10 protein-coding genes are annotated in these 6,278 nt (G+C 70.9%); 5 read left to right on the top strand and 5 right to left on the bottom strand.

Features of this window, described 5'->3' with window-relative positions:
• From A3G1_RS39955 to A3G1_RS0129950, 3 genes are all read right to left on the bottom strand, one after another.
• Positions 1–180, bottom strand: a 180-nt coding sequence (locus A3G1_RS39955; RefSeq protein ID WP_157641023.1) for a helix-turn-helix domain-containing protein, incomplete at its 3' end; no start/stop codon positions are given.
• 158 nt (positions 181–338) lie between these two features.
• Positions 339–905 (bottom strand): cysteine dioxygenase family protein, encoded by a 567-nt coding sequence (locus A3G1_RS37515; RefSeq protein ID WP_018353199.1) that lies wholly within the window; start codon positions 903–905, stop codon positions 339–341.
• Complete coding sequence (locus A3G1_RS0129950; protein WP_018353198.1) at positions 902–1,591, bottom strand: hemerythrin domain-containing protein; 690 nt, start codon at positions 1,589–1,591, stop codon at positions 902–904. Before A3G1_RS0129950 ends, A3G1_RS37515 begins: the two co-directional genes overlap by 4 nt.
• 118 nt (positions 1,592–1,709) lie before the next feature.
• Between A3G1_RS0129950 and A3G1_RS0129945 the strand changes: the two genes are divergently transcribed.
• From A3G1_RS0129945 to A3G1_RS0129925, 5 genes are all read left to right on the top strand, one after another.
• The gene (locus A3G1_RS0129945; protein WP_018353197.1) at positions 1,710–2,006 is read left to right on the top strand and encodes a hypothetical protein; all 297 of its coding nucleotides are present in this window, start codon (positions 1,710–1,712) and stop codon (positions 2,004–2,006) included.
• 187 nt (positions 2,007–2,193) lie between these two features.
• Complete coding sequence (locus A3G1_RS0129940; protein WP_018353196.1) at positions 2,194–3,354, top strand: sialidase family protein; 1,161 nt, start codon at positions 2,194–2,196, stop codon at positions 3,352–3,354.
• 129 nt (positions 3,355–3,483) lie between these two features.
• Positions 3,484–3,840: an STAS domain-containing protein gene (locus A3G1_RS0129935; protein WP_018353195.1), complete on the top strand. Its 357-nt coding sequence runs from the start codon at positions 3,484–3,486 to the stop codon at positions 3,838–3,840.
• A gap of 33 nt (positions 3,841–3,873) precedes the next feature.
• Positions 3,874–4,191, top strand: a complete 318-nt coding sequence (locus A3G1_RS0129930) for a hypothetical protein (RefSeq protein WP_157641489.1) — start codon at positions 3,874–3,876, stop codon at positions 4,189–4,191.
• A gap of 51 nt (positions 4,192–4,242) precedes the next feature.
• Entirely contained in the window at positions 4,243–4,425 is a 183-nt protein-coding gene (locus A3G1_RS0129925; RefSeq protein WP_018353193.1) for a hypothetical protein, read from the top strand.
• Between the two features lie 89 nt (positions 4,426–4,514).
• Here A3G1_RS0129925 and surE read toward each other — a convergent pair whose 3' ends face one another.
• Together surE and A3G1_RS0129915 are read right to left on the bottom strand one after the other, a co-directional pair.
• Entirely contained in the window at positions 4,515–5,252 is a 738-nt protein-coding gene (gene surE / locus A3G1_RS0129920; RefSeq protein ID WP_018353192.1) for a 5'/3'-nucleotidase SurE, read from the bottom strand.
• Positions 5,249–6,259, bottom strand: coding sequence for a PfkB family carbohydrate kinase (locus tag A3G1_RS0129915; RefSeq protein WP_018353191.1), 1,011 nt, complete (start codon positions 6,257–6,259; stop codon positions 5,249–5,251). Before A3G1_RS0129915 ends, surE begins: the two co-directional genes overlap by 4 nt.
• Positions 6,260–6,278: the final 19 nt, after the last annotated feature.

Here is a 6,278-nt window from a genome sequence, read left to right as displayed (position 1 = left end):
GGACCGGTCGGCCATCCCCGCCTCACCGAGCTCGCGATACCGGCCGGCCCACCGCGCCGCGGTCGTCGCCGACACCTGGAACCGCTCCGCGGCACGGCGCAACGGCCACTGATCATCAACAACGCAACGGGCAAGACGCAGCCTGCCCGTCTCGGACAAGGGTGCATTACGGTGGACCATCGAGGGCCTTCCGGCTCGGGTGCGGCTGACTTGGTAGCTCCACACCTAACCGGCAGGCCCTCACCCTTTCAAGACCCCACATCACCAACGTCCATGGACAGAACATCTAGGGCCGGTCCGGCAGGTGCTCCGGGGCCGGCCAGGAACGCCAAGCGCCGTCAGGCGGCCCGGCGTTCGGTGCGCCAGTGGATCTGGCGGGCTCCGGGCGGGGGTTCGGCCGCGATGGGCTCGCCGAAGACCCGGTTGATCGAGCTGTTGCCGTTGTGCCGGATGTCGGCACCGTAGATGTGCAGGGATACGGCTGGTACGCGGCCGGGGTTGGACACCCGGTGGATGTCCTCGTCGGGTGGTTCGAGGACGGTGACGCGGCCGGCGGTGCTGGTGGTCTGCCCGGCTGGTACGAGGACGCGGCGGCCGCCGATCCGCCACAGCTGGAAGGACTCGTCGAGTTCGGCGCCGGCCAGTACGCCGACGACGCACCACGAGATGTGGTCGTGTATCGGCGTCATCTGGCCGGGGAGCCAGGTCAGCGCGAGCACGGAGCAGGCCGGGGTCGCGTGCAGGAGGCGGGCGGAGTAGCCGTCCGTCTCGCCGGCGCACAGTTCCGGGTCGAGGTCGATGCCGCTCGCGATGCGGCGGCGGAGCAGGTCGGCGGCCGTATGGGCACAGAGGACACCGTCGCGGGCGTACCGGTCGAGATCGGCACAGAGTTCCTGGACGTTCACCGGGCACCGGCACCCTGGGCCGGGCCCTGCCGGAGCCGGGCGGTCGCGCGCCGGTACCTCCGGGCGCCGGCCGCGTACCAGGCCAGCCGGACCAGCAGCGGCAGGCGCCCGAGGAACGTGGCCTGCTCCGACGGGCTGGCGTCCTCGAGGATGCGGCCCGTGGCCATGAGTACCCGGCTGAGCGGCTGGCCGGCCATTCCGGAACGGCCCAGCTCGGCCCACTCCGCGACCGTCAGGAACTCGGCGGCCAGCGGCAGGATGAACTCCTCCTCGTCGTCGAGGTGCTCGGTGAGGACGATGGCCAGCTCGTCGAGCCGGTACGCCAGCTCGGCGCGCCTGGCGAGGCCGGCACCGATCCGCCACGCGGCCAGCGGCCCGGCGATGTCGGTGATGGCTGCGGCGATCCGGTGGTGCTGCTCGGTCATGCGGTCGATCACCAGCCCGTCGACCCGGACCCGCTGGCGGAGCTTCGGCCAGAGCAGCTTGTCCTCGACGTGGTGATGGTGGTGCAGGCCGCGCAGCATGGCTTCGATGTGGATGGTGAGCTCGGCGGCCCGGGCCGTGTCGCCGGGCTGGCACTCGCGGACGAGCCGGGGTGCCAGTGCGAACTCCCGGCGGAACACCCGGTGCACGAGCACCATGTCTGTGACGTCGGGGCGGGCGGAGGCAAGCGTGCGGTCGATCATGTGAGCAGCGTGCCGGGCAGGCGTCAGTACGAGATCAACAGGACGTCAACGCCGGGCTGCCTGTCTCATCCGGGACCCTCGCCTGGCGTACACATTGATGATTTTCCATACTGATCCCATGACTCACATCAGGATCGACTCCAACGACGATCGCCCCGCCCCGGAGATCCTGGCCGACATCGACCTCGGCCGCCGGATGATGCGCAGGGTCCGCAAGGTCGGATGGGCCTGCTATCTCGTCTTCGCCGCGATCGTGGCCGGCGTCACAGCTCTCGTGGCCGACGGCTGGCCGGTGTGGACCGCGCTGGGCGTGCTGGCAGCGATCGCCGTGCTGGCCGAGATCGTCTACGCCCGCATCACGCGCGCTATCGACCTCGCGGAGGCGGAGGTCAGGGCACGCGAGGCCACCGGCTAGCCCACGGACGCCCGGGTGGAGGTCATCTAGAACTGCCTGCCCGGATCATCGACCGTCCGGGATATCCGGTTAGAGTTCCCGACTGTCCACTTGAGATCGTTCACACCCCGGCGTTCTAGGAATGATTGCTTAACGCAGTTGATACTGAGCGGCGTCATCCAACGCCCACCAAGGGGTATGTACATAAATGCGTAAGCTCATCACCGGGTTCGCCGCGGCGCTCACCGTCACCGCGGTCGCGCTCGCCCCGTCCGGAGTGGCCACCGCCGCTCCACTGTGGAACAACCCGACCTGCTCGACGATCACCGGCACGTCCGGCATCACATACACGAAGAACGCTGGCGCCACCCTGACCCCGACCGCGACGTCGTCCGTGCCGATCACGTACACGTGGGGGCTCGTGGCGCTCGACGTCGCCAACACCCTCATCGCGACCAGGGAGTACACCGACCCGGTCACGCTGGTCCAGACGAGCACCGTCCTGCGTTCCACGAACGCCGGCTGCTCGTGGAGCACGATCGCGACCCTGCCCGGCGGCTGGATCATCAAGGCAGTCGCCGGCAAGGGCGGCCGGGCGTACCTGTACTCCGACTCCGGCACCCACGGCATCTACCGCGTCTCCGGCACCACGGTCACCGCACTGGCCGACCCGACCACCGACGGCATCACCGGCCTCGGCGTCGACCCGTCGGACGGGCTGCACGTGATGCTCGGTGACAACGCCGGCCAGCTCTTCGAGTCGTACAACGGCGGCGCGTCCTGGACCATCACCGGCAGCACGCCGCCCGGCGTGAACGCCTACGACGTCTACGACACCGCCATCGACCCGAAGAACCCGTGGCACGCCGTGGTCGGTACCGGCAAGGGCGCCTTCGTCACCTACGACGGCGGCGGCAGCTGGACCTCCTCGACCGGCCTGGACCTCACCCCCGGCGGGTTCGGCGCCACCGTGATGACGGTGGTCGGCTCCCCGTACAACAGCAACGTCTTCTACGCGATGGCCATCGACATCGACCAGGCCGACGCCCACACCAACGGCAACGGCCGGCACCTGTACCGCTCCACCAACGGCGGCCAGAGCTTCACGCCGATCGTGGAGAGCAGCGCGAGTGTCCTGCTGACCAACGGCCTCCAGCTCTGGCCGAGCGCCTCGAACAGCACCGACCTGTGGTTCGTGTACGGCACCCCGTACAACGCCTACGGCACCGACCTGTTCAAGTACTCGGCCTCGACCGGCCAGGTCACCAAGACGCACAACAACGAGCACGAGATCACCGCGATCGCGTTCAACCCGACCTACCCGGGCACGATGTACCTCGGCCTCGCCAAGGAGCCGGGCGGCTCCTGACCGGCCAGCCTGCTGTGAGCGCGGCCCCGTTCCCGGTCTCCGGGGGCGGGGCCGCCCTTTGCTGTACCAGCAGGTCAGGGGCTGGTAAGCGCGCGTTTCGGGTGCCGGGTGCCCGGGTATCGGTGCGGCATGGGATTCGCGTGCGAGGCGCAGCTGCTCGAGGCAGGCTGCCAGTACCTGTGGCTGTCGGGCGAGTTCGACGGGCAGGCCGCGTACCTGGTCACCGAGCTGATCAACCAGGGGATGGCCGGCGGGCAGGTCCGCGTCGTGGACGTCGACATGTCCCGGCTGTCGGCGCTCACGGCCGAGGGGCTCGGCGTGCTGACGGGGCAGTCCCGGATCTGCGCCGCGCGTGGCGTGCGGATGCGGATCGTGCACCCCGCTTCGGTGATCGCCACAGCCCTGCGGCGTTTCGGGACCGCCGACATCCCCGTCCGGTACGGGATGCCGCCGCCGATGGTGACCGTGACGACGCCGCTGCTGTGACTCTTGTCGTACCCACCGGGCATGATCGGACGGGTGAGCACAGTCTGGCCGGTAGCGGCGTTGGAAGGGTTCGCGGCGGAGCTGCGGCGGCTCGGTGATGGGCGCAACGCCCGGGTGCGGGCGGCTGCGGCGCACCACGTGCACCAGCTCCGCCTCATCCCGTGGATGGGCCGCGCCGAGCTGGAGATCCCGCTCCCCCAGTGCGGCACGTCCGCGTCGTTCTACGACCTGTCGGCGATCGAGTTCACCACCGAGCCGGTCGACTGCGACCTGTGCCTGGCCCAGGCCGAGCTGGGCGATCTGCTGCTGGAGGCCGGGGCTGCGCAGGGCGTGCTGTTCGAGCTGCCGTGACCGCTGCCCGCCGACGTTTGCCGGGTGGGTCACTGCGGGTAGTTCCTGGCCATGTCCAAGAACAATGACTTCACGGATGTACCGGACGCGCAGCCGCACGACGACGTCGCCGAAGGTGACCCGCGCAGCGGCACCGCGCACCACCGCAAGGCCGACCGGCAGGCACGCAAGGACACGGCCGCGTTGACGCAGCGCGACGCCGTCCGGAAGAGCAACGGCAAGCCTCGCGCCTGACTACGGCAGTGGCCGGTCCGCGGTGCACGGGGGTTCACCGGCGAACCGGCCACGACGCTGGCATACCCTCCGGCCGGCCTGGCCAAACGTCAGCCGGAGTCGGGCGGCCGTTCCGTGATCGCCTCGACCACGGTGATCGTGGCCCAGCCGGCGGTGAGCAGGACGAGGTCGGTGTCGTCGTCCTCGCGCTCACCCGCCGTCTCGGTGAGTTCGGTGCGGACGAAGTCCTCGCCGTGTTCGGCGAGGCTGATCTGGACGGTGCCGAAGGTGGCCAGCCTGGCCGTCCGCAGCCCGAGCACCCGGCCGTTGCCCGGCACGTTCAGGTTGAGCACGGTTCCCGGAGCGAGTTCACGGAGCCGGGGCAGTACCTGGCTGGTGATCGCGCCGGCCTCGTCCCACCGCGGTTCGGTCACGGCACCGAGCCCGACGTCGAGCGAGGCGGCCAGGGCCGGCACCCCGTGGTAGGCGGCCGTCAGAGCCGCGCCGACCGTGCCGGAGTGCAGGATCGCCCGCCCGATGTTCGCGCCACGGTTCACCCCGGACAGGACGATGCCGGGCGGGCCGCCGAACGCGCCGTGCAGGGCGAGCAGCGTGATCATCGCCGGGGTGGCCTCGACGGCGTAGGAGCCGTCCGGCTGCCGCGTGATCGGGATGTGGCCGTCGTGGCCCGCCACAGCTGTCACCCCTGCCCCGGTACCACTGGCCTGGCTCGCGGGTGCCGCGATCACGACCCGCCAGCCCTGCCGGGCCGCTGCCTCAGCGAGGACGGCCAGCCCCGGTGAGCCGATCCCGTCGTCGTTGGTGACGAGGGCGAGTGGCGCCGTCATCGCCCGGCCCCATCGTCTGTCCCTTGTGGAGTGAGGTTCGCCGCCAGTTCCTCCGGGGTGGTGACCTGTGCCGGCTCGGGTACCGGCGTCGCGTCGAGCGCGTGCAGGACGACCCGGGTGGTCAGCTTGGCGATCGCCCCGGGATCGCCGGTGCCGAGCCCGCGCCGGGTGACGTTCAGCGCTCCGGCGGCAGCCCCGACCCTGACCGCCTCGGGTACTGCCAGCCCGCGCGCCAGCCCGGCCGCGATGCCCGCCGTCATGGAGTCGCCGGCCCCGCGCGGGTCGGCCACCGCCATCCGGGGCATCCGTACCTCGCTCAGGCCCTCCGGCGTCAGCAGCAGGGCTGGCAGCTCGGCGCGGGACACGATCACGGTACCGGCGCCCGCCTGGCGCAGCCGGGCCATCTCCCGTGCCAGGGCCGGGACGTCGGTGCCGTCGAGCCCGAGTTCCTCGTGGCTGACCTTGAGGACGGCGAGCCCGCCGGCCAGGGCTGCTGCCAGGCGGGTACCGGAGAGGTCCGCGACGACCAGGCTGCCGTTGCCGGACAGGTCGGCGGCGAGCCGCTCGTACACCTGGTCTGGTACCTCGGCGCTGACCGGCCCGCTGAGGATCGCGACGGCCGCGTTGAGCGCTTCGGTGACGGTCAGTCCGTACAACTCGTCCATGGTGTGGCGGGGCAGCACGTCGCCGGGTCCCTCCGCGATGGTGACTCGTTCCCCGCTGCGCCGGTCGTGCACGTACGCGCCGTTCGAGAACGCCCCGTCCACGTGGACGACGTCGATGCCCTCGTCGGCCACGAGGTGCCGCAGGACGCGGCCCGTCTCGCCGCCGAGCGCCGCGCAGAGGATGACCGGCACGCCGAGCGCCTGCACCATCCGTGCCTGCCACACGCCCTGCCCGCCCGCGTGGACGTGCACGTCGGGCTGCCCGCCACGGTCCTCGATCGCGACCGTCAGTACCGGAGACGGGGCGAACACGACAACCCGTCCGGCCTCACCACCGGTCATACCTGGTGATTACCCGGCT

Source organism: Longispora albida DSM 44784 (assembly GCF_000379825.1).
Classification (GTDB): domain Bacteria; phylum Actinomycetota; class Actinomycetes; order Mycobacteriales; family Micromonosporaceae; genus Longispora; species Longispora albida.
The sequence above is the reverse complement of the archived record's forward strand: the minus strand, read 5'-3'. Positions and strand labels throughout refer to the sequence as shown.